Source organism: Marisediminitalea aggregata (assembly GCF_900129565.1).
GTDB classification, from domain to species: Bacteria; Pseudomonadota; Gammaproteobacteria; order Enterobacterales; family Alteromonadaceae; genus Alteromonas; species Alteromonas aggregata.
Genome location: NZ_FQWD01000002.1, coordinates 341,041 through 361,214, shown reverse-complemented (window position 1 = coordinate 361,214; position 20,174 = coordinate 341,041). Strand labels below are relative to the sequence as shown.

Sequence of the window (20,174 nt, the reverse complement as noted above, 5' to 3'; positions counted from 1 at the left end):
GCGAAGAGCAGGCTGAATGATGAGTGCCTGGGAGCAAACCGCTCACTGACTGATTTAATTCACTGTGCTTTTGACTCTAGCGGAGTCAGCGCCAAAAGCAAAATGAATTACAAAGAAAAGTAAAAAGCCCCGCTGAAACAGCGGGGCTTGAGGTCTTGCTTAGTAGAACGAGTAGTTGAAGTTCAACATGTATGAAGGACCGAATTCACGACGCAGGGTAACGATACCGTTGCTGTCGATAGTCTCTTCTTTCTCGTCGGTCAGGTTAACGCCTTGCAGTGAAATACGCAGACCTTCCAGGTACTCAATACCGCTACCTTCGAAGTCATAGCTGATTTGCGCATCCACAACAGTAATAGCATCACGCGTTGCAGTGTCAATCTTGTTAGAGCCACCACGCTGGTAGGTTGAGAACTCAGAGCGGTCTGTAGCCGCGATACGAATTTCAAAACCATCCATTTCATAGTAGGCAGTGATTGACAGTACTTCGTCAGACTGACCAGGAATTGGGCTACCGTTGTCTAACTCTGCATCGATAAAGGTTGCAGAGGCTGCAACACCAAAGCCTTCCAGTGCGTCAACAAAGCCACCCAGTGGAATGTTTGCAGTAATTTCAGCACCTTTCACTTCACCTTTCAGGCCGTCCTGGAAGTATGAGAAGTAACCGAAGTCTGGTGGTGTAGCCAGGTCGCCAGCTTCATAGGCAACGTTAGCCGGACCATACAGGCCAGATGTTTGAATGATACGGTCGTGGAACCCTGGAATAAAGTAGTTCGCACCATCGTTGGTAGTATCATTGGTAAAGTTGATCAGGTCACGGGCATCATCTGTCCAGTTAACCAGGTCTTTGTAGAACAATGCCAACGACACATAACCTTCGTCTTCGAAGTAGTTTTCGAACGACAGGTCGAAGTTATTCGCTTCTAGTGGGCGCAGTGTTGGGTTGCCCTGGAACTTAGACCATGGCGTACCATACTGTTCTACGTCTGCTTCCGTATTCGGGATAGCAATCAGGTCAATGTTCTGGTCGAACTTAACAAAACCCGAGGCTTTCATTTGGTCTACGCGAGCACGGCTGATGGTTTTGTTCGCTGCGAAACGCACGTAGCGGTTGTCACCTACTTCAACACTCAGGTTCAGGCTAGGCAGGAAGTGGCTGTAAGAGTCACCACCAGAAAGCACACAGTCTGCGTCAACAACACCATTGTTGTCGTCGTCACATACCGCGAAGTTTGAGCCGACAATACCCAGGTAACCTGTTGATGACTGATCAGTACTGACGTATTGAGCACCAAAGTTACCCATTACCGGGAAGTCACCGATTTCAGTTTCGAAATCAAACTTAGCGTAAAGGGTAGTGACTTCTTCGTTAACCTCGTAGCTGTCACCTAAACGATCCGGCTCAAGCAGACCCGCGTCATTCAGCGTGTACTCGCCGTCGCGGTAAGGGGCAAAACCGTTGTACGCAACAACCATACCCAAACCAGCCCAGGTCAGGTCAGCCAGACCGTTGTACAGGTACTCGCTTGGAATTGATTCTGAATACGGATAAGACGACGCAGTAGCAAAGAAGCCCTTGTTGTCTTTCATTTTGTAGCGATCGCTGTAGTAAATACCAAAGGTCGCTTTATTGATTACGCCCCACTCGACATAACCTTCTGTTTCCAAGCGAACGGTAGTTAGCTCTTCTTCGAAATCAGCGTAGTTGAGGAAGCCGTCCTGTGCATTCAGGTAGCTGAATGGAACCGGGTTACCGTCTGCGTCGGTAAATACAGTGTTCACGTCTGACGCGAATTGGTCAGCGATATTCGCCATACCACCACCCCACTGTTGTGGGCCGGTCAGTTGCAGTTGAGACGCATCAGCAAACGCACCCAGACCAGTACTACCGGTAAAGAACACGCCGTCAGAACTCATTTGGAAGTCACGCGTACCAAATTCGTCGATGGCGCCGTTACGGGCCAGACCTGCATAGGATTCACCGCGAAGATCGCGCTTTTCAGACTGGCTGTTTGCTGCATCCAGCATCACTGACCAGTTTTCATCAATGTTGTACTTAACGTTCAGGCCGAAGGTTTGCAGTTCACCGTCTTTTTGAGCCGGGTCAGTACGCAATACCGGGTTGGCACCAACCTGGGTACCTGAAGCATTGATACCGCTGCCAGCCAGCGAGTCTGGATCGGCATTGAAGGGTTCGATGAAACCACGGATTACACCAGAGTCAGAGTAATCGATGCTTAGTGCATCAACAACAATGTCCAAATCGTCGGTAGGACGGAATTGCAGGATAGCTGAGATAGTGTCACGGTCTAACACACGGCTGATTGCCTGAGTGTCCAGACCTGAAGGCAAAATTTGGCCTGCGTCGTTCGCGTTGTAACCCCAAACGCCATATTTACGTTCGTTACGAGGTGATTCGGTAGTAGCCAGGGCGACGGCTAAACCAATTGTGTCGTCGGCAAACTTCTCTACAAAAGACAGAGCGTAACGCTTACCCGTGTTAGTGAACTCAGGGTTGTCAGAGTCGTTGCCACCCATTTCATACACGCCAGTTAACGTGAGGGTTTCTTCTGCTGCCAGAGGACGAACGGTTTGCAGATCGACGGTACCACCAATGCCCTGAACGACCAGGTTGGCTTCAGTGGATTTGTAAATTGTGGCGCCGGTCATGATTTCTGACGGATACAAATCGTATTCTACGCCTCGGTTATCACCAATACCGATTAACTCACGGCCATTTAGTGATGTACCCGTAAAGTCTTCTTTAAAGCCACGTACAGAGATACCTGACGTACGACCGCCTACACGTTCACCGGCAAGACCTGGCAGACGCGCCAGTGATTCTGCAATTGAAGAGTCCGGAAGCTTACCAATGTCTTCCGCAGAGATTGCTTCGACGATTGATGTGTTGTCCATCTTGATCGCCTGAGCACGCATAAGTGAACCGCGGATACCTTTTACCGCAATTACTTCAACGTTTTGATCTGTTGCGCCATTGCCCTCTTGTGCAAACGTCTGTCCAGCATACATGGCAGACGTCACAGCAAGTGACAAAATCGCAGGTTTGAATATGTGTTTGGTTTTCATGTTTTAGTGCCCTAAGTCAGATAAATATCTACGTAAGCTTGTTACATCGATGTTAACAATAGTTAATGCTTGCGCTCAGGTCAAGTTATTTTCTTAATCAATTAAGAAAATAAAATTAACAGTAATGGTTATGGTTTATGTGATTATTAGGTAGATACTTAATGGATTTAGATTTTTTCGATTAAGTCATACAAAATCGAAAGGGTTTTCAGTCGATATTTTTTTACATGAGGTGCGGCTGCATTAACAAAAAGTACACGTTCAGCTGTTGATGTTGTGGTTTTTTCTAACCGTATAAAAGGCCGGGGAGTACATGATGTTAATGAATGTTAATAAGCGTAGCTTAAGTCCTGAATAAGTCGAGTAAATCGACTGATATTTCATCGATTTTTTGTTGTGAAGTCATAAGTAATTTTGCTAGCTTATTGATTTCACGTCGTCTGTTATTTTCAATTAAGGCTCAGTAGGCTGAGCGCGCCGTTTCAGGCAGGTAAACTGCGACACGTTGTAATGAAAAGGAGAGCTGTAAATGAGGTACGTTGTCTTACTTTTTTTAGTCGCAGTTGTCGCGTTGGCAGGATATGGCTGGCTAGCTGATGTCGAGAGTACCGGGTCGTCAGGTTTGCAAAGCGTTAGCCAGAGAGGTTTTGCGCCGATAAGGTTAGACAGTGGCCCTTTTTTCACAGCAAGCCCCCGTCATTTCAAAGCGCCTCAGGTGCAGGAGGTATTGTTACCGAAAGTGGGAAGTAGTGATGTGTCATGGGGGGCCGTAGGCCGGGATAGGTCAGGTAACATTTATGTAGGGTTGTCTGAATCCTATGGAGAGTCCCGAAGTGCCAGTATGTTGCGATGGCAACCGGACAGCCAGAATGTAGAGAGTCTCGGTAATATCATGCAAGCCCTCAAACAACATCAGCTCGCACAACCGCTTGCCAGTCAGGGGAAAATCCATAGCCAGTTTGTTACCGCAGCTGATGGCTTGGTTTACTTTACCAGTTTCGACGAGGAAGGGGAGAGCGATACCAGGCTGCCAACCTGGGGTGGACATTTATGGCGCTTTGATCCAATAGCAAAGCACTGGGAACATCTGTTACAGACGCCTGAAGCCTTAATTGCCATCAATACAGATGGTCACTATGTCTATGCGCTGGGTTACTGGGGACATGTGCTGTATCAGTTCGACACATTGACCGGGCGGGTAAACAAAACCGAAGTGGGGGCTGTACCGGGCCACGTGTCGAGGCAAATACTGGTGGACGGTGAAGGGCATGTTTATGTGCCTAAACTAAGTCCAGCGGGAAATGAACAAGGGTTTGTCCCCATGTTGGCTGAACTGGACCACAACCTGAATGTGGTACACGAGTTTGCTTTACCTGAGTACGTTGACAAAAACATGTCATCGTATCGGGGGATTGTTGGGTATACAACAATGAAAAACGGCGATGTGTTCTTTACGCTGCACAAAGGGCAACTATTTCACTTGCGAGCTGAGGGCAGCAAGGACGAAAAATTACAGAAGATCGGGTTCTTTAATCCTGCCGGAGAAGCGAATATTCCCAGTTTGTTCAGTATTGACGGCGAACAATTTGTGATGGGCGCGAGCCGGCGCCGAGGCAGTGTGCCTGAATGGCTAATTTATGAAACGGTGAGCGGTACCACAGTGTCATACCCCATGCCAGAACTGGACGGTTTTTTGTTTTTCGGAACACAAGTGAAAGATGAATCGGGTGCCATGTACCTGGTTGGGCAGCACATTAGCACCCGCTCACCTAAAGTCGTTAGACTCACATTCCCAGAATAGCGGGTTTTATTGTTGTTTGTCTACGACTGAATGACCGTGATTGAGGTTAATGCTTAGCGGTTATCAGTCGCAGCCGGGTTGGCAGGCCTGCATACCTGATCGCCATAGTAGTTATTACTGTAGTTACACTCGACAGGTTTACCAGATGTGCCCTTTGTTGTTGGTTTACTAATGATCTGTTTAATGAATGTCGCCATGATGCGCTCTCCTTGTGATTGATGGGTAAAGCATAGAGCGCATCTGTGTTTTGTTAAATTAATTAAAATCTATCAATGTAATTAATTTTCTGAATCTTTGGCCGTGAAGTACATGTCACGATATTCGTGATTCTCTCTGGTTTTGTTGGTAAACGGATATAGAGAGAAACCAGTAACCTGCCGCTGTGTGTTCACATCAAAGTGAATGAAGGCATCACTGGCGGCATTTTGATTGTCCCAGCGTATTACAAAAGTATGATCTTCAAAGGGTTCCAGCGAGCCTGTTAACATGGGCATTTTTTCAGAGGCAATGCGTAATGTATCGGCCTTAGTGGTTATCGACAAGGTTCCGAACCAGGTATCGGCAAAATCTCCAGCGTAGGCAATGGGATCTAAAATAACTTCGCCGGAGCCCGACGGCGGAGCAAAATTCGCCAGATAACGTTGCTCTCGTTCATCCTGATAGTCTACATAGCGCTGAACCCAGTCCTGATTATCTGACGGACTGATAAATGATTTCAGAATATGCTGCATTACGGCGCCACGGGCACCGTAATTAGAACCATTGTTAAGTACTGCGACCGCTAAATTTAACTCGGGGACTAGGGCCACATAGGCCTGATATCCAGACAAGGTACCGGTATGAGAAATCACTTTCTTACCGGACACATCCGACAGACGCCAGCCAAGTGCGTAGGACTTAAATAAGGTGCCATCCCACTCTTCTTCGGTGTCAGATACCGGCAATACCGTATAGGCCTGCTGGAGGGATTCGATTTGGGCCGGTGTCAGGATTTGCTGCCCGTCGGGTGATGAACCCTTGTCTAACCACATTTGCAGCCACTTGAGCATGTCATTGGCGTTACACACAATGCCGCCAGCCGCAGCAGAAACTAGCTCACGCCCATCGATGCTGTTGCGCGGAATCGCGTAAATACCCCGCTCGTCGTTATGGCCATAGCTCATGGCGACATTGTTGAGTGCGGCATCGGTCAGGTCGCCGGCGAAACACTGCATGTCCAGAGGCGTAAAGAATTTTTCCTGAATCACCTGAGCGTAAGGCTTTTGATAAAGCGCAGCGACCACCTCGCCGGCGGTAATGTACATAACATTACTGTAAGCATATTCACTGCGAAAGCTACTAACGGGCGTCAGGTAGCGCAAATTATGAATAATCTCTGTACGGGAAAAGCCGCTTGGTTCCGGCCAAAGCATGCTGTCACCGGCGCCACCGCCGAGCCCTGAGCGGTGGGTCAGGAGATCCAGCAAGGTAAATTCTCTGGTTACCCAGGGATCCTGCATTTGAAACTCGGGAAGTATGTCGGTAACCCGGGTTTTCCAACTTAAATCAAATTCGTCGATGGCGAGTGCCAGTGCCGCAGCAGTAAATGCCTTTGACGTTGAGGCTAGTCGAAACAGGGTGTCAGCATTAACAGGCTGCTTGTTGTTGAGGTGACGGTATCCCCGGCCCTTGGCATACAGCACCTTGCCGTTGTGTATTACGCCCACCGACATGCCCGGTGTGTGAAATGTAGTAAGCGCGTTGTCGATAACTGAATCGAGCTGGTTCAGCTGAGACGAAGTGGGGTTAGAAGCCGCGCATGCGGTGACAGCGCAGAGTGATAAACCTGCAACCAGCTGTGAAATCCTGTGTAAAACCATACCTATGCTTCCTTTTAGACTTGTATCTACCGCATGCGGCGTTATTACCCGTGACGATATCGAGCATTCAGCAGTCAACGTGAAAGCTCACTGTCGCTGAATGTTCAGGGTGGCGTCAATGGGGATAAGTTAGCATAAATAATATTTAAGGTGATTAACAGGGGGAATAGTTTATTCCTGTCGATCCCAGACCAGTGCCTTGAAGTGTTTCCGGCACATGGATTCGTAGCGATCATTACCTCCAATTTCGACCTGATTTCCGCTGGTGACGGCGTTGCCACTTTCGTCGAGTCTGACCACGAAGTTAGCCTTGCGCCCGCAGTAACATACTGTTTTGAGTTCAAACAGCTTGTCGGCCCACGCCAGCAGGTAATGGCTGCCTTCGAATGTCTCACCGAGGAAGTCGGTGCGAAGACCATAGGCCAATACCGGGATATCCAGTTCATCGACCACTTCAATGAGCTCAGATACCTGTGTTTTGGTAAGGAACTGGGCTTCATCAATAAACACGCAGTCGAGGGGCTTTTCGTTGTGGAGTAATGATATTGCCTGGTACAGGTTGTCTTCGGAGCGATAGAGCTGGGCATCGGCCTGCAATCCAATGCGCGATGTGACTTTGCCCACTTCGTATCTGTCATCAACCGCGGCGGTGAAGATGATTGCCCGCATTCCTCTTTCTTTGTAGTTGTAGGCGGATTGAAGTAAGGAGGTCGATTTACCGGCATTCATTGCCGAATAATAGAAATACAATTGTGCCATGTTGCTGTCGTTTTTTAATGGTTATCTAGCCAGTTCGGTCAGTGTACCACTTTAACAGTGCTTTTTTCTCTAGGGGTTTGGCAAATAGGTAACCTTGCAAGCAATCGACCCCCATGGCAGTGAGTACTTCAGCTTGTTGGGTGGTCTCTATACCTTCGGCAACCGTGCGGCAACCGAATTCTTTTGCCATTAATAACGTGGCACGAACGATAGTGTCATTGCCGTCAGTGATTTGTTGAATGAATGCCCGATCAATTTTCAACAGATCAAAGTCCAGTGCCTGTAACAGGCTGAGAGACGAAAAACCGGTGCCGAAATCGTCAATGGCAATATTAATATGGCGGGCTTTGAGCGCGGCAATGCGGTCTGTCAGAATAGCCATGTCGTCGGCGAAGATGGACTCCGTTACCTCTAAATGCAACCGGTGCGGTGCCAGTCCGGAGCTATTGATGGCCTGGTCGACCTGGCGAATAAAGGAATCGCTGAGCATTTGCAGCACCGACACATTGACTGACACCGCCAGTGTGTCATCTGGCCATTGCGCAGTATCAATACAAGCGCGGTGTAAAACCCAATTGCCGATATCGTGGATAATCCCGGTTTTTTCGGCCAGCGGAATAAACAGTGCCGGGCTTATCCATTGGTCGTTAAATTGCCATCTGGCCAATGCTTCGACGGCCCATAAACTACTGTCATTCGCATTCACGATAGGCTGATAAACGACGTGAAATTGCTGCCGCTGAATAGCCTGACGCAAGCCGTCACGAAGGCGCTGCTCTTCGTTGAGTTTATCGTACAGTAAGCTGGAAAATACGCCAACGACGCCAGGCGTCACCCGCTTGTGTTGGTACATGGTGAGATCTGCCAGTTGTACCAGCGTTGCCGCGTCTTTACTGTGATCGGGATAAATGGCTATCCCTATTGTTGCACCCAGACTGACATCATTGCCGTTAACGTGTTGGATATTCGTCAGACTGCGTCGCACGGCCTGACCCACCGCGATAGCGGTCTCTTCATCGGCGTAGGGCAACACCATAATGAATTCGTCACCGCCCCAACGCCCTACACACTGGCTATCGCAAAACTGACTCAGTTGTTTGGCGGCCTGCTCCAGTGCAGCGTCACCGATTTCATGACCAAAACTGTCGTTAATTTGTTTAAACCCATCAAGGTCAATAAAGAGGATGGCCAATTGGCTACTACTTTGTAATGACTGTTCAATCACCCCCTCAAAGTGTTGCATAAAAGCGGTTCGATTCATCAGGCCGGTGAGTGGGTCCAGATTGGATAGCTGGTGGATTGTTTTGGTTCGCCGCAGGACTTCTTTTTCAAGGGTGTTATTAGCAGTGTCGAGTTTCTGGTTTGACTCAAGCAGCTGTTTGTTTACTCGTGTTACTTCATTTTGTTCCTTGCGCATGAGTTCGACGAGTTCATCATTTTTGTGCTTTATCTCGATCGCTCTGAGTATAAATATATTGGCTCGGCTAGCCGCGCCACACATTGACAGCCAGAACAGCATGCCAAGGAATCCAAGCATATTGTATTCATCTCGGAAGTCGTAAATTGCACGCATTGACATGGGCACAACCATAATGGTGGTGTAGGTTATAACCAAGGGCAGGCTGGGCGCTAAAACAGTTGCCGCGCCCCCGGCCATAGCCGACATGATGATCATGGTGGACGCGACTTCAAGGGTCGACAAGGTTGGAAATATAGCTATACCAAACGCCGCCCATAGCACGGCAGTCACAAGCGAACCGGCACAAAAACGATAGAAAGGCGCTCGCGGTGAGTAGGGTGCGTGCTTCAACTTTACAAACCAATAAGCCCCGTCGAGCGCTCTTATCAGTAAAAGCACCAGCATTACTGCCCAAATGACTTGTTTGGTGTATTGGGCGCTGCCAGAATCAAACCCGAAAGTGATAGCACTAATACTTAACAACGTAATGGCCAGGCCGTTAAACACATTGGAATAAAGTAATTCCACCACGTCCTGATTAACTGTACTGAGTCTGGAGAGTTTTGGGGCTTGCTGCATGGTTGTTCTTTCTACTTCCGGTGAGAAACCCTGTTTAGTGTGGCATGTGCTTTAAGTGGCCAGGAACAGGTCTGGTGCCTAGGGTTAAGCATAGTAAAGTTTTAACCATTCGCCAGCGGCAGCAAAGCGAGCTATTGCCTTAACCTGAGGTTTTGGCAGATAAAAAAAAGCCGGACGGCGAACCGTCCGGCAAACAGGTACTTATTGAGTACGGATTAGGCTGCGTCTTTTGTTTCTGACGCTGTGTCTTCAGAGGAAAGTAATTCCAAATCAAACGTAAATTCATCCACGCGAATCGCCAGTTTGCGTTTCTCGTTGTAGTCGTGCAGTGCTACCGCGTCTTCAGCAGTAATTACACCGCGCTCCTGCAACTTGTTCAATGCGTGTTCAAACGATAAGAACGGTACAACAGGCTCTTTGCGCAAGGCTTTTTGTACTTTGCCAAGTAATGGCAGTACAGCATGCTTAGCCTTGAACGCTTGCTCGTTGATGTCATTACCATCGTTTGGCGTTGTTTTCACAAGATGCGTCAACTGCGCTTTTACGCTGTTGTCTTGCAGTGCTGCCAATGACAACTCACGAATCAGGTCATCGCTGATAGTACTCACACTGCCGCTGTACGTAGAGGTCAGTAAGCGCATCAAACCGCGAGTCGCTGTGTTCGGGAAGTTGCGAACAAAGTTAACCAGCGCTTGTTCAGCCTGCTGTAAAGACCACTGCATAGCGTAGTCAAAGTACGGCTTAGCTTGCTGACGGTCTTCAATGCGCTGCTCGTAGAAACGAATCGACGCCATTGCACCGTACAGGTAGCTCATGATGTCGCCCAGACGTGCAGACAACAATTCGGCTTTCTTAAGATCGCCGCCCAGTACAGCCAGCGACAAGTCAGCCAAAGGCGCCAACTTTGCCGACAGGGCGTTCAGGCGCTTCTCGTACTTGCGTACTTCAGGCAGACTCGATTGCGCACCGCGAGTAAACGGCAAATAGCTCTTGAACAGGCTGCGGAATGCATTGCCAACACTAAAGCCCACTGTTTTGCGCAGTACTTTGTTAAACTCACCATCAGCTTTCTTGTCGTTGCTGTGGATCAGGTCAACCATTTCTTTAAGGTATGGGTGGCATCGCATCGCGCCCTGACCGAAAATCATCAGGTTACGGGTAAGAATATTTGCCCCTTCAACCGTGATGGCAATCGGCAGTGCAGAGTACCCTGCAGCCAACGTGTTTTGAGGACCACGTTGAATTGCTTTACCTGCCTGAACATCCATCGCTGCGTTCATTACATCGCGACCAAGTTCGGTCATGTGGTATTTCGCTATAGCGGTTACTACCGACGGCTTCAGTCCAAGACCCAGGCCTTCGGTTGTCAGTACACGCATGGATTCACACAGGAACGTTTTACCCGCGATCTCAGCCAGTTTTTCCTGAATACCTTCAAAACGTCCAATTGGCAGACCAAACTGTTCGCGTACAAACGCGTACTCAGCAGTCGATTTCAGTGCGCTTTGCGCTGTTGCCGTACCCATCGCTGGTAATGAGATACCACGACCTGCACCTAAACAGCTAACCAGCATCTGCCAGCCGCGGCCAATGTTCTTCTGTCCACCAATGATGAAATCCATTGGGATGAATACATCAGTACCACGTGTTGTACCGTTATAGAAACGAACGCCCATTGGGTCGTGACGATTACCCAGTTGCACACCTGGGTGTGACTTAGGTAATAAAGCACAGGTAATACCCAGTTCTAACTTGTCGCCAAGTAACTGGTCCGGGTCGAATACTTTGAAAGCCAGACCCAGTACTGTTGCGATTGGTGCCAGTGTGATGTAACGCTTGTCCCAGCTTACTTTTAAGCCGATAACTTCTTTACCTTCCCATTGACCTTTGGTCACGATTGCTGCGTCAGGAATGCCGCCGGCATCTGACCCTGCTTCCGGGCTGGTAAGTGCGAAACATGGAATATCTTTACCTACAGACAAACGAGGCAACCAGTAGTCTTGCTGCTCTTTTGTGCCGTAGTGCATTAACAGTTCACCCGGGCCTAACGAGTTAGGCACCATTACGGTAACTGCCAGTGCGCCACTCTTAGCAGCGATAGTCGCTACAATAGTAGAGTTCGCGTAAGGGCTGAACTCCAGGCCACCGAATTTCTTCGGAATGATCATTGAAAAGAATCGATTCTCGCCCAGGAAATCCAGCACGTGCTGGGGGATGTGTTTTGAATTGCTTAATTCAAAATCATCGATCATTTCCAGTAATTTCTGTACAGGGCCATCAAGGAATGCCTGCTCGTCAGCACTCAGCTTGGCTTGAGGAACTGCACGTAACGCCTCCATATCAGGCAGTCCGCGATAAATAGACGACTCCAGCCAAATATCACCGGCGTCCAGTGCTTCCTGTTCTGTAATTGAAATTGGAGGTAAAACTTTCTTCAAACTTGTTCTGATACTCATAACTCATCCGCTCATCTGACCAGTTGTGTGAGGCTAATACTACATCCTTTTTTTTATTTTGCAAATTTATTGTTAATTTGTTGAAAAGTATGAAGAATGTAGAAGTTTATTAGCCGTGCTTGTAAATCTGATACGAAAAATCAGACACTTACCACTACGGAAGAAACAGAAAAAGAGCGCAAAAAATAAACGTTTTTGAATAGGGCTTCGGAAAGTTTCCGATACAACGTCCGCGCAAAGCCCCTGTTTCCGGCACACTGGGCTACACTGAGACGAGTAAAAAAACAATGGGTGTTGTTGAGTGACATCGAATTACTATGATGCGATGGTGCTTTACGCTGCCAATGGGTATAGTGGCATCATCATAATAAGAAGGAATTACCTATGACTAAATTCGGACGGGTGTTTGCGCGCACTTTGCTGGCAATTTGTTTTACCAGCGTGGCGACGTCAACGGTTATTGCCGATGAAGCCGAAGGTTTACGAATTGCAACGGAGCGTAAAGCACGCAATTCCGGCTGGGAAGATACAGTGGCGTCTACCACTATGGTGCTTCGCGACACGCGGGGTAAAGAATCAGAGCGTGAATTGCGCGTGTATACGTTGGAACGGGCTGACGAGGGAGACAAATCCCTGACTGTATTTGATTCGCCGGCAGACGTGAAAGGTGCGGCGTTTCTCAGCTTTTCAAATACTTTAACGCCTGACGATCAATGGATGTACCTGCCCAAAGTAAAGCGAGTGAAACGCATCGCGTCGCAAAATAAGTCCGGGCCTTTCATGAGCAGCGAATTTGCTTACGAAGACATGGCGTCCTTTGAATTAGAAAAATACACGTTCAATTACCTTCGAGATGACGAATTTGATGGTCAATCGGTATTTGTGGTGGAACAAACACCTGTCGACAAATTTTCGGGTTATTCAAAGCAGCTCGCGTTTATCGATCAGGAACACTACCGCTTATTAAAGATGGACTTCTTCGATAAAAAAGGGGATTTGCTGAAAACCCTGATCTTAGATGACTACGAGTTGTATCTCGATCAGTACTGGCGTCCGCATACTTCAGAGATGTTTAATGAACAGACAGGGAAAAGTACCGCAATGTTTATTAATGAAATCGAATTTAAAACCGGGTTGAAAGATAGCGATTTAGACAAAGACAGTCTGAAGAGGGCCCGATAATTCATGCGTCAGTTACTTCCATTTATTGCACTGTGTTGCGGCGCGATCACACCCATCGCACAGGCAGATATTGAATACAGCGGAACCGCAACAATCGAGCAGCGGTATTTTTTACAGGATCCGCTCTTCCCTGAACAGCAACGTGCCCAAACATCAGTTACTTTGTTACCCGAAGTGTTTATGAGTTGGAACGACGGCTATGACAGCCTGACGTTTAAGCCCTTTGTTCGTGCAGACCAGTATGACTCTGAGCGAACGCATGCCGATATTCGGGAGTTAATGTGGCTGCATGCCTCCGATAGCTATGAATTGCGCGCTGGGATCGGCAAAGTATTTTGGGGGCAGGCCGAGTCGGTTCATCTGGTTGATGTGATCAATCAAACCGACTCCGTCGAGCGGGTTGATGGTGAGGAAAAACTTGGACAACCTATGCTAAGTGCCTCTTACCTGATGGAAAGTGGCGCGGTTAGCGTCTATGTGCTGCCGTATTTCCGCGAGCGCACGTTTGCCGGGGCAGAAGGTCGTTTGCGTCCGATAGTGCCAATTAGCAATGACAATGCTGTGTATGAGTCAGAAGACGAACAATCGAACCTGGATTACGCCCTGCGCTGGCAACAAACCCTTGGCGACTGGGAAGTCGGACTGTCTTATTTTGACGGCACGAATCGAGAGCCACAACTGATTGTTGAGGGGGGGCTTGAAACAAATGATCTGGTCCTGCGCCCTTACTATGAACAAATGCAACAGGTTGGTGCGGATCTGCTTTGGGTCAATGGTGCGGTGTTGTACAAGTTTGAGGCAGTCCATCGCAAGAGCAACACGCAAAGTTTCGTGGCCGCAGTGGCTGGGCTTGAATACACCAGTGTCGGCATTTTTGATTCGGTGTATGACATCGGATGGCTGGCCGAGTATCAATACGATGAGCGTGATGCCAGTTTTTTTGTGCCGGCTCAAAACGACTTAATGGTTGGCGTGCGGTGGATATGGAATGATCCGGATAGTACCGAGGTGCTGGTGGGCTATGTTCAGGATCTGGATGACATGGAAACGTACAGCGCGTTTGTGGAAGCGTCGAGCCGTATGACAGACAACTGGAAGTGGACGCTAAACGGTTATTTCTTTTCCACTCAGTCACAATCAGACCCGTATTTCTTTGTGCGTCGTGACGATCATATTGAAATCAACGTAGAGTATTTCTTCTGATATCACAGCATGGATATCTGAAACTGAATAACTGGCAGTGAGACAGAACAGCATGACTGTCAAAATGGAATGTGAAGTATGAAAATAGCAAGTATTGCAATAATTATTGCTGGCGGACTGATGTCTCAATCTGCTGTCGCGATTGAAAAAATGTACGGCGTTGTGAGTGCTGGTTATACCGATTTAGAGTACAGCAATACCGTAGAAGAGTCGTTTGGTTATAAGCTGATTCTGGGTCATGAGTTTCACCGGCAATGGTATGTAGAAGCGGGCTTTATTCAATTTGCAGACATTGACACTGAGAGCGACTATTCCACATTGGGTGTTCAGGCCAATGGGCTGTATCTGGGAGTCGTCGGAAAGGCATCGCATGCGGTCGGCGAACTCTTTTATCGCTTAGGGGCTGCGAATGTTGACGTCCACGCACAAGAGCTCTCAGCAGACGGGCAATGTAAGTTTGGTGCAGCAGTGGGGGCTGTAAACGGACAAACCTTGTGTCAGTTCGACGAAGGCATCGCGGCCGGTATTATCGGTTTGGGGTTTGACTACTATGTGGCAACCAAAACGTTTGTACGCCTTGAAGCGGAATATATGCGCGGCAAGGATGGCTTCGACACCAGTATGATCTCTTTGGGTATTCGCTATAATTTCAACTAGGTTTTTTTCCTACACGCTGCATCGATCTATTTCTCGCAGCGTGCAGTACAAAACACATATGGAATTGCGAGGAGGGGAACATGAAAAACGAGCTAGACAGTAAGTTTGTTTTGCAAGTGTTCGATAAAATTCGAAATAACGGTGAACACGTTGATGAAAAGTACCGCCTGGAAGGTGTGTTAGCGTTTACTGACTTTGACGGCTATACCCTTTATATGCAGGACGCGCTGGTATCCATGCAATTTGGTTTTCATAATCAGTATCGCTTTGATTATCAAAAAAGCGAGGACTTCGAGGCGTTTGAGAAAAAGCTCAAATACATCGATACCCATTACTGATTCTGCCTCGCCCCGTTTCGCGCTACAAATAAGTGCGCTACAAAAAACGCACTGTAAAAACCTCGCTAATAAAAACTATGTACACCGGCCTGTTAGCCTTTTTCTTCCGGAGTAGGAAAGCCCTCTGTTATCCGCTACAATTCGAGCCACAATTTTACTGCCCACTCTGTTGTGTAACCAATTTACGTGAGGGCAGCACGGATACCATCAAATAGGATTCTACGCTTTTGTCTGTAGCAATTACGCCTCCCAAGTTTAAGTTAGCGTTTTTAGGACCAAAATTCTGGCCGGTTTGGATCAGTATGAGTCTTCTGTACATTGTAACATGGTTGCCATTCCCGGTGATACGAGTGCTAGGCCGGGGGGCCGGTGTGCTGTTAGGTGCACTAGCAAAAAGCCGGGTGAAAGTAGCGCGCAAAAATATCTCATTGTGTTTCCCGAATTTATCACAGGCTGAACAGGACAAACTGGTTAAGGATAATCTGTATCGGGCTGGCATGGGACTGTTTGAAACGGCAATGGGCTGGTGGTGGCCAGATTGGCGCGTGCGTAAGCACGGCGAAGTAGAAGGTCTTGAGCACGCCAAAGCGGTATTGGCGCAACACAAAGGCGTGTTTGGTATGGCGCTGCACAACATGAACCTGGAATTCGCCTGCCGGGTATTGGGACTTAGCTACCCGAGCGTAGCGTTTTATCGAAAACACAATAACCCATTGATGGATTACCTGCAGTACCGGGGCCGGGCACGCTCTAACAAATATATGATCCACAAACGAAATGCCCGCGCATTGCTGGCTGCGCTTGATGAAGGCGAGCTGTGTCTGTATTTGCCGGATCAGGATTACGGCCGCAACCAGAGTATTTTTGTGCCGTTTTACGGGGTAAAAGAGACGGCGACTACCACGGCGACGCTAATGTTCATTCGTCGGACCGACAGTATTCCGCTAATGGTTACCTCGCAATATACCGATACAGGGTATAAGGTGAAGTTTTATCCACCGTTGATGGCATTAAAAGAGCTGGATGATGAGGCCGGTTTGACGCTGTTAAATGCTAAAATTGAAACCATTATCGATGAGCAACCAGACAGTTACCTGTGGATGCATAAGCGTTTCAAGACGCGCCCTGACCCGGAGGCGCCATCTTTGTACAAAGACTGAATGCGAAAGCCACAAAAGTGTCATACAGTAAAGCTATGTCGTTTTCATTAAAAGGCATGCACAGAGGTAGTAACGCATGAAAAGACAACCATCTTCTGCGGTCTTTTGGGCCAAACATTTAAGCCTGGCGCTGGCTGTGGTGATTATTGCGGCTGTGGTTATATATTTGCAGCTGGGGAATACCAGTGCGCCGACGCCGGTCGATGCGCCGGCTGAACGCTCAGTCGCGAAAGGGCTGTCAGATTTTTATCGCGACTTCAGAATGTCGGCCAACGACCCGGTTAAAAGTGAAGGCGCTGACATGGTGCTGGATATTACACCTTCTGAGCAAAGTCTGGACGACCAACTGCAATCCATGTCAAGTGACCTGAAACCTGCTGAGGGTCGCTGGGTTGGCGAGTACAAATTCCGTACGTTCAAAGCCGGCAATACCCTGCGCGAAGCAATCTCGTCTTACGCGGAGCAGGAAGGGATGCAGGTTATCTGGGATCTCAATCAGGATTTCGTGATCAAACACCAATTTCAGATGGACAATACCATTGCCGGTTCACTGGCTAAAATAGCCAGTGCCATAGACAGTAACTTTGAGGGTAAAGTGGCGACTTTTGTTTGTCCCAAACAACGTTCCCTGGTGGTCACTGAAACCGTTACTGAGTACCTGACGGAAAATTGCAGCCGGGTAAACGGTTAAATTCAGCGCAATGTTCTCTATTGCGCTGGTCTGTTTATTCCTTGTTATCCGCAGTGCGTTTATCGCCGAGGCAAGACTGCCATAACGCGGAGACCTGCTGACGTATTTCATTGAGCACATCGGTTTGGCTAGCCAGTTTAACACCTGATAGCGTCAGCTGATGGTAATGATCACGCAAGGTAAGGTAGGCACTCTGTAGTGTTTCCGCCTGTTCAGGTGACAATAGTCCAACGTCGGCTACGGTATCAATGATCCTCAAATTGTCAGTCCATTTTACCAATGCCGGGAATTGGTGGGCGTAACCCAATACCCAAAACTGCGTCATAAACTCAATGTCAGTAATGCCGCCCTCACATTGTTTCAAATCCAGGCCGTCGGCCTTAGTATCCAACAAGTGCTGACGCATTTTTTCCCGCATCGAAACAACGTCTTCTACAAGCGCAGGTAAAGTTCGCTGGCGCTGGAGAATGGTCTGGCGAATCCGCATAAAACTGTCGTGTAGGGCGGTATCGCCAACGATGCTCCTGGCTCTCACCAGCGCCTGGTGTTCCCAGGTCCAGGCTTCATTTTCCTGGTAGTGAGCAAAGCCATTCTCATGACAACACAGTAGCCCGGAATTGCCTGATGGACGCAGTCGCAGGTCTGTTTCATAGAGCTGACCGGCCATGGTTTTGGTGTTGAGCAAATGCATGATGCGTTGCGATAACTTAATATAAAATTGTTGCGCTGAGATTGCTTTTTTACCGTTCGTTATGCTGTCTTGTGGCGCATTGTGTAAAAACACTAAATCCAGATCTGAGCCATAACCGAGTTCATAACCGCCGAGTTTACCGTAACCGATGATCAGGAAGCCAAATTCCCCTTCCTGCAGATGGCCCGGCGCACCGAATTTTTCGGTTACCTGCCCCCAGGCTGAATTGAGCACGGCGTGCAGCATGACCTCTGCTAACGCAGTGAGTTTGTCGCTGACTTTGGCAACAGGTAACGAACCGGAGATATCGCTCGCCGCAATACGCAACTGCTGACTGAGCTTGAATTGTCGCCACTGTTCCATGAGTTGTTCAATATCATCGGGTTCAACGCGCAGTAACGCCTGGCGAAGTTCATCATTGTATTCGGCAAAACACAGCGTGATATCGGTTTGCTGTTGCTGCAAGTAAAGGGGCGTGAGTAATTCGTCCAGCAAAAGCGGGAAGCTACGTATTTGCTCGGTGATCCACTCGCTGCGGGCGCACAGTTTTATAAGTTGTTTCAGTACATTGGGGTTTTCGTGCAGCAAGTCCAGGTAGGTTGTTCGGCCCGTAATAGCGCTGATCACACTGCATAACCGCGGAAACAGTATCACAGTGTCTCCCGGGCATTGTTGCAGCATAAAATACAACAGTTCGGGGATCAGTTTCGCCAGTGTATCTTCGCCTTTCTGGCCAATCCGGTGGCGCGACAAACTCTGGCGAAAGTCTGATAGCTGGTCGAACAGTATGCGTGCATTATCAGGCGCCAGTTCTGTCTCAAAAAGCTGGCTGAACTCGACGTCGGTCATCGTGACTACCCAGGCGTCTTTACAACGGGTAAACAATGAGTCGTGCTGTTGGGCCTCGTCGCCGGGTTCGGCGACTAACTGGTTAAACTGAGCATGGATACGCCCCATGACTTGCTCCAGCTCCGCCAGGAAGGATGCGTAGTCCTCAAACCCCATAACCTGTGTTAGCACATGTTGAGGCCAGGGCTCATCCGGCAATAACTGGGTTTGCTGATCGTTAAACTGTTGCAGGGTGTGCTCGGCTTTGCGTAAAAAGTAATAGTCTGTAATCAGCGTGTCGATATCGTCTTGTTCAATAAGCTGAAGTTCAACCAACTGATGCAAAACGTGGATCAGCTGACGCGACTGTAAGCGAGCCTCACGGCCACCGTGAATTAACTGGAAACTCTGAGCAAAGAACTCTACCTCGCGAATACCACCGGGGCCGAGCTTGATATTGTTGTGCAACTGACGCCGGCGCAGCTCCTTGTTGATCAGTTGTTTCATATCCCGAATGGCGTCAAGGGTGGTGAAATCGAGATACCTGCGGTAAATAAATGGCTGCAGTATGCTTTCCAGTTGCTCGGTGTAGCGGCAGGAAGGGTTCAGAATACGCGCCTTGATCATGGCGTAGCGTTCCCACTGACGTCCCTGGTCCTGATAGTAATCTTCCAGGGCACCGAAATGCGCCACCAATGGGCCACTTTCACCAAATGGGCGCAAGCGCATATCAACCCGAAAAACCTGACCATGCACGGTGATCTTGTTCAGGGCGGCAATTAGCTTCTGGGCCAGCTTGGTAAAGAAAGGTTGATTCTCAAGTGGTTTGCGAGGGTGATCGGTCTCGCCTTTGAGTGGGTAAGCGAAAATCAGGTCGATATCACTCGAGAAATTCAGCTCGTGTCCACCCAGTTTGCCCATCCCCAACACCAGCATCGGCTGTGGTCCAAACGGACCTTGCGGTGTGCCATGACGTTCACAAAGATTTGCGTATAACCAATGATAGGCGCCCATTATTAAGGCATCGGCGAGCTGACTTACCTGCGAAAGTGACGTTTCTATCGTTTGGCGATGAGTGAGATCGCGCCAGGCGAGGGCGGCCATATGTGTTTGTCTGAACTGGCGAAGAGCAGCCAGCAAATTGGGTTCACTCTCTACGTTTTCCAATTGCTCAGCCAGCAAAGTACACAGCGAGGCGGCGTCAGCATGGATATGCCACTGATGTTCAAGAATCTCTGCCAGCACCTTAGGCTGAGTAGCAATCAGTTCACCGACGAAAGGGCTCAATGCCAGAATCTGTTTGATATCGTCCTGGTAGTCTGAAAACTGTGGAAATTGTTCGCTGGCGGCGAGGATACTTTGCCAGCGGCGCTCGACATTTTCCTGAATAATCGGAATTTGGGTTTTCTCTGTACTCATAATCA

The 20,174-nt window shown here is 48.6% G+C and carries 14 protein-coding genes; 7 read left to right on the top strand and 7 right to left on the bottom strand.

What is annotated here, in order from left to right; translation table 11 throughout:
* Positions 1-159: 159 nt before the first annotated feature.
* The gene (locus tag BUB81_RS05665; protein WP_073319614.1) at positions 160-3,087 is read right to left on the bottom strand and encodes a TonB-dependent receptor; all 2,928 of its coding nucleotides are present in this window, start codon (positions 3,085-3,087) and stop codon (positions 160-162) included.
* 529 nt (positions 3,088-3,616) lie between these two features.
* Between BUB81_RS05665 and BUB81_RS05660 the strand changes: the two genes are divergently transcribed.
* Positions 3,617-4,888: an NHL repeat-containing protein gene (locus BUB81_RS05660; RefSeq protein WP_139241510.1), complete on the top strand. Its 1,272-nt coding sequence runs from the start codon at positions 3,617-3,619 to the stop codon at positions 4,886-4,888.
* A gap of 53 nt (positions 4,889-4,941) precedes the next feature.
* Here the strand turns inward: BUB81_RS05660 and BUB81_RS22100 are convergent, their stop codons facing one another.
* The 5 genes from BUB81_RS22100 to BUB81_RS05640 form a co-directional block, all read right to left on the bottom strand.
* Positions 4,942-5,085, bottom strand: coding sequence for a hypothetical protein (locus tag BUB81_RS22100; protein ID WP_175555770.1), 144 nt, complete (start codon positions 5,083-5,085; stop codon positions 4,942-4,944).
* An 81-nt stretch (positions 5,086-5,166) separates the two neighbouring features.
* Entirely contained in the window at positions 5,167-6,747 is a 1,581-nt protein-coding gene (locus BUB81_RS05655) for a serine hydrolase (protein ID WP_073319608.1), read from the bottom strand.
* Between the two features lie 171 nt (positions 6,748-6,918).
* Positions 6,919-7,506 carry a thymidine kinase gene (locus BUB81_RS05650; protein ID WP_073319606.1) on the bottom strand — a complete coding sequence of 196 codons (588 nt, stop codon included), beginning with the start codon at positions 7,504-7,506 and terminating at the stop codon, positions 6,919-6,921.
* 25 nt (positions 7,507-7,531) lie between these two features.
* Complete coding sequence (locus tag BUB81_RS05645; RefSeq protein ID WP_073319603.1) at positions 7,532-9,544, bottom strand: putative bifunctional diguanylate cyclase/phosphodiesterase; 2,013 nt, start codon at positions 9,542-9,544, stop codon at positions 7,532-7,534.
* A 215-nt stretch (positions 9,545-9,759) separates the two neighbouring features.
* Positions 9,760-12,000 carry an acyl-CoA dehydrogenase gene (locus BUB81_RS05640; RefSeq protein ID WP_073319600.1) on the bottom strand — a complete coding sequence of 747 codons (2,241 nt, stop codon included), beginning with the start codon at positions 11,998-12,000 and terminating at the stop codon, positions 9,760-9,762.
* A gap of 384 nt (positions 12,001-12,384) precedes the next feature.
* Between BUB81_RS05640 and BUB81_RS05635 the strand changes: the two genes are divergently transcribed.
* The 6 genes from BUB81_RS05635 (at position 12,385) to BUB81_RS05610 (ending at position 17,231) form a co-directional block, all read left to right on the top strand.
* Positions 12,385-13,182 carry an outer membrane lipoprotein-sorting protein gene (locus tag BUB81_RS05635; protein WP_073319597.1) on the top strand — a complete coding sequence of 266 codons (798 nt, stop codon included), beginning with the start codon at positions 12,385-12,387 and terminating at the stop codon, positions 13,180-13,182.
* A gap of 3 nt (positions 13,183-13,185) precedes the next feature.
* Complete coding sequence (locus BUB81_RS05630) at positions 13,186-14,385, top strand: hypothetical protein (protein WP_073319594.1); 1,200 nt, start codon at positions 13,186-13,188, stop codon at positions 14,383-14,385.
* 78 nt (positions 14,386-14,463) lie between these two features.
* Positions 14,464-15,042 carry an outer membrane beta-barrel protein gene (locus BUB81_RS05625; RefSeq protein WP_073319591.1) on the top strand — a complete coding sequence of 193 codons (579 nt, stop codon included), beginning with the start codon at positions 14,464-14,466 and terminating at the stop codon, positions 15,040-15,042.
* Positions 15,043-15,122: 80 nt separating this feature from the next.
* Entirely contained in the window at positions 15,123-15,380 is a 258-nt protein-coding gene (locus BUB81_RS05620; RefSeq protein WP_073319588.1) for a DUF3081 family protein, read from the top strand.
* A 227-nt stretch (positions 15,381-15,607) separates the two neighbouring features.
* Positions 15,608-16,540, top strand: a complete 933-nt coding sequence (gene lpxL / locus BUB81_RS05615; RefSeq protein WP_073319585.1) for an LpxL/LpxP family Kdo(2)-lipid IV(A) lauroyl/palmitoleoyl acyltransferase — start codon at positions 15,608-15,610, stop codon at positions 16,538-16,540.
* Between the two features lie 76 nt (positions 16,541-16,616).
* Entirely contained in the window at positions 16,617-17,231 is a 615-nt protein-coding gene (locus tag BUB81_RS05610; RefSeq protein ID WP_073319582.1) for a TcpQ domain-containing protein, read from the top strand.
* Positions 17,232-17,265: 34 nt separating this feature from the next.
* On the opposite strand, the gene glnE is transcribed toward BUB81_RS05610, so the two are convergent.
* Positions 17,266-20,169 carry a bifunctional [glutamate--ammonia ligase]-adenylyl-L-tyrosine phosphorylase/[glutamate--ammonia-ligase] adenylyltransferase gene (gene glnE, locus BUB81_RS05605; protein ID WP_073319577.1) on the bottom strand — a complete coding sequence of 968 codons (2,904 nt, stop codon included), beginning with the start codon at positions 20,167-20,169 and terminating at the stop codon, positions 17,266-17,268.
* Between the last annotated feature and the right edge of the window lie 5 nt (positions 20,170-20,174).

Bases quoted from the DNA above. Each gene is read 5' to 3' on its own strand.
- BUB81_RS05665 (WP_073319614.1), bottom strand. From the start codon at position 3,087: ATGAAAACCAAACACATATTCAAACCTGCGATTTTGTCACTTGCTGTG.
- BUB81_RS05660 (WP_139241510.1), top strand. From the start codon at position 3,617: ATGAGGTACGTTGTCTTACTTTTTTTAGTCGCAGTTGTCGCGTTGGCA.
- BUB81_RS22100 (WP_175555770.1), bottom strand. From the start codon at position 5,085: ATGGCGACATTCATTAAACAGATCATTAGTAAACCAACAACAAAGGGC.
- BUB81_RS05655 (WP_073319608.1), bottom strand. From the start codon at position 6,747: ATGGTTTTACACAGGATTTCACAGCTGGTTGCAGGTTTATCACTCTGC.
- BUB81_RS05650 (WP_073319606.1), bottom strand. From the start codon at position 7,506: ATGGCACAATTGTATTTCTATTATTCGGCAATGAATGCCGGTAAATCG.
- BUB81_RS05645 (WP_073319603.1), bottom strand. From the start codon at position 9,544: ATGCAGCAAGCCCCAAAACTCTCCAGACTCAGTACAGTTAATCAGGAC.
- BUB81_RS05640 (WP_073319600.1), bottom strand. From the start codon at position 12,000: ATGAGTATCAGAACAAGTTTGAAGAAAGTTTTACCTCCAATTTCAATT.
- BUB81_RS05635 (WP_073319597.1), top strand. From the start codon at position 12,385: ATGACTAAATTCGGACGGGTGTTTGCGCGCACTTTGCTGGCAATTTGT.
- BUB81_RS05630 (WP_073319594.1), top strand. From the start codon at position 13,186: ATGCGTCAGTTACTTCCATTTATTGCACTGTGTTGCGGCGCGATCACA.
- BUB81_RS05625 (WP_073319591.1), top strand. From the start codon at position 14,464: ATGAAAATAGCAAGTATTGCAATAATTATTGCTGGCGGACTGATGTCT.
- BUB81_RS05620 (WP_073319588.1), top strand. From the start codon at position 15,123: ATGAAAAACGAGCTAGACAGTAAGTTTGTTTTGCAAGTGTTCGATAAA.
- BUB81_RS05610 (WP_073319582.1), top strand. From the start codon at position 16,617: ATGAAAAGACAACCATCTTCTGCGGTCTTTTGGGCCAAACATTTAAGC.
- glnE (WP_073319577.1), bottom strand. From the start codon at position 20,169: ATGAGTACAGAGAAAACCCAAATTCCGATTATTCAGGAAAATGTCGAG.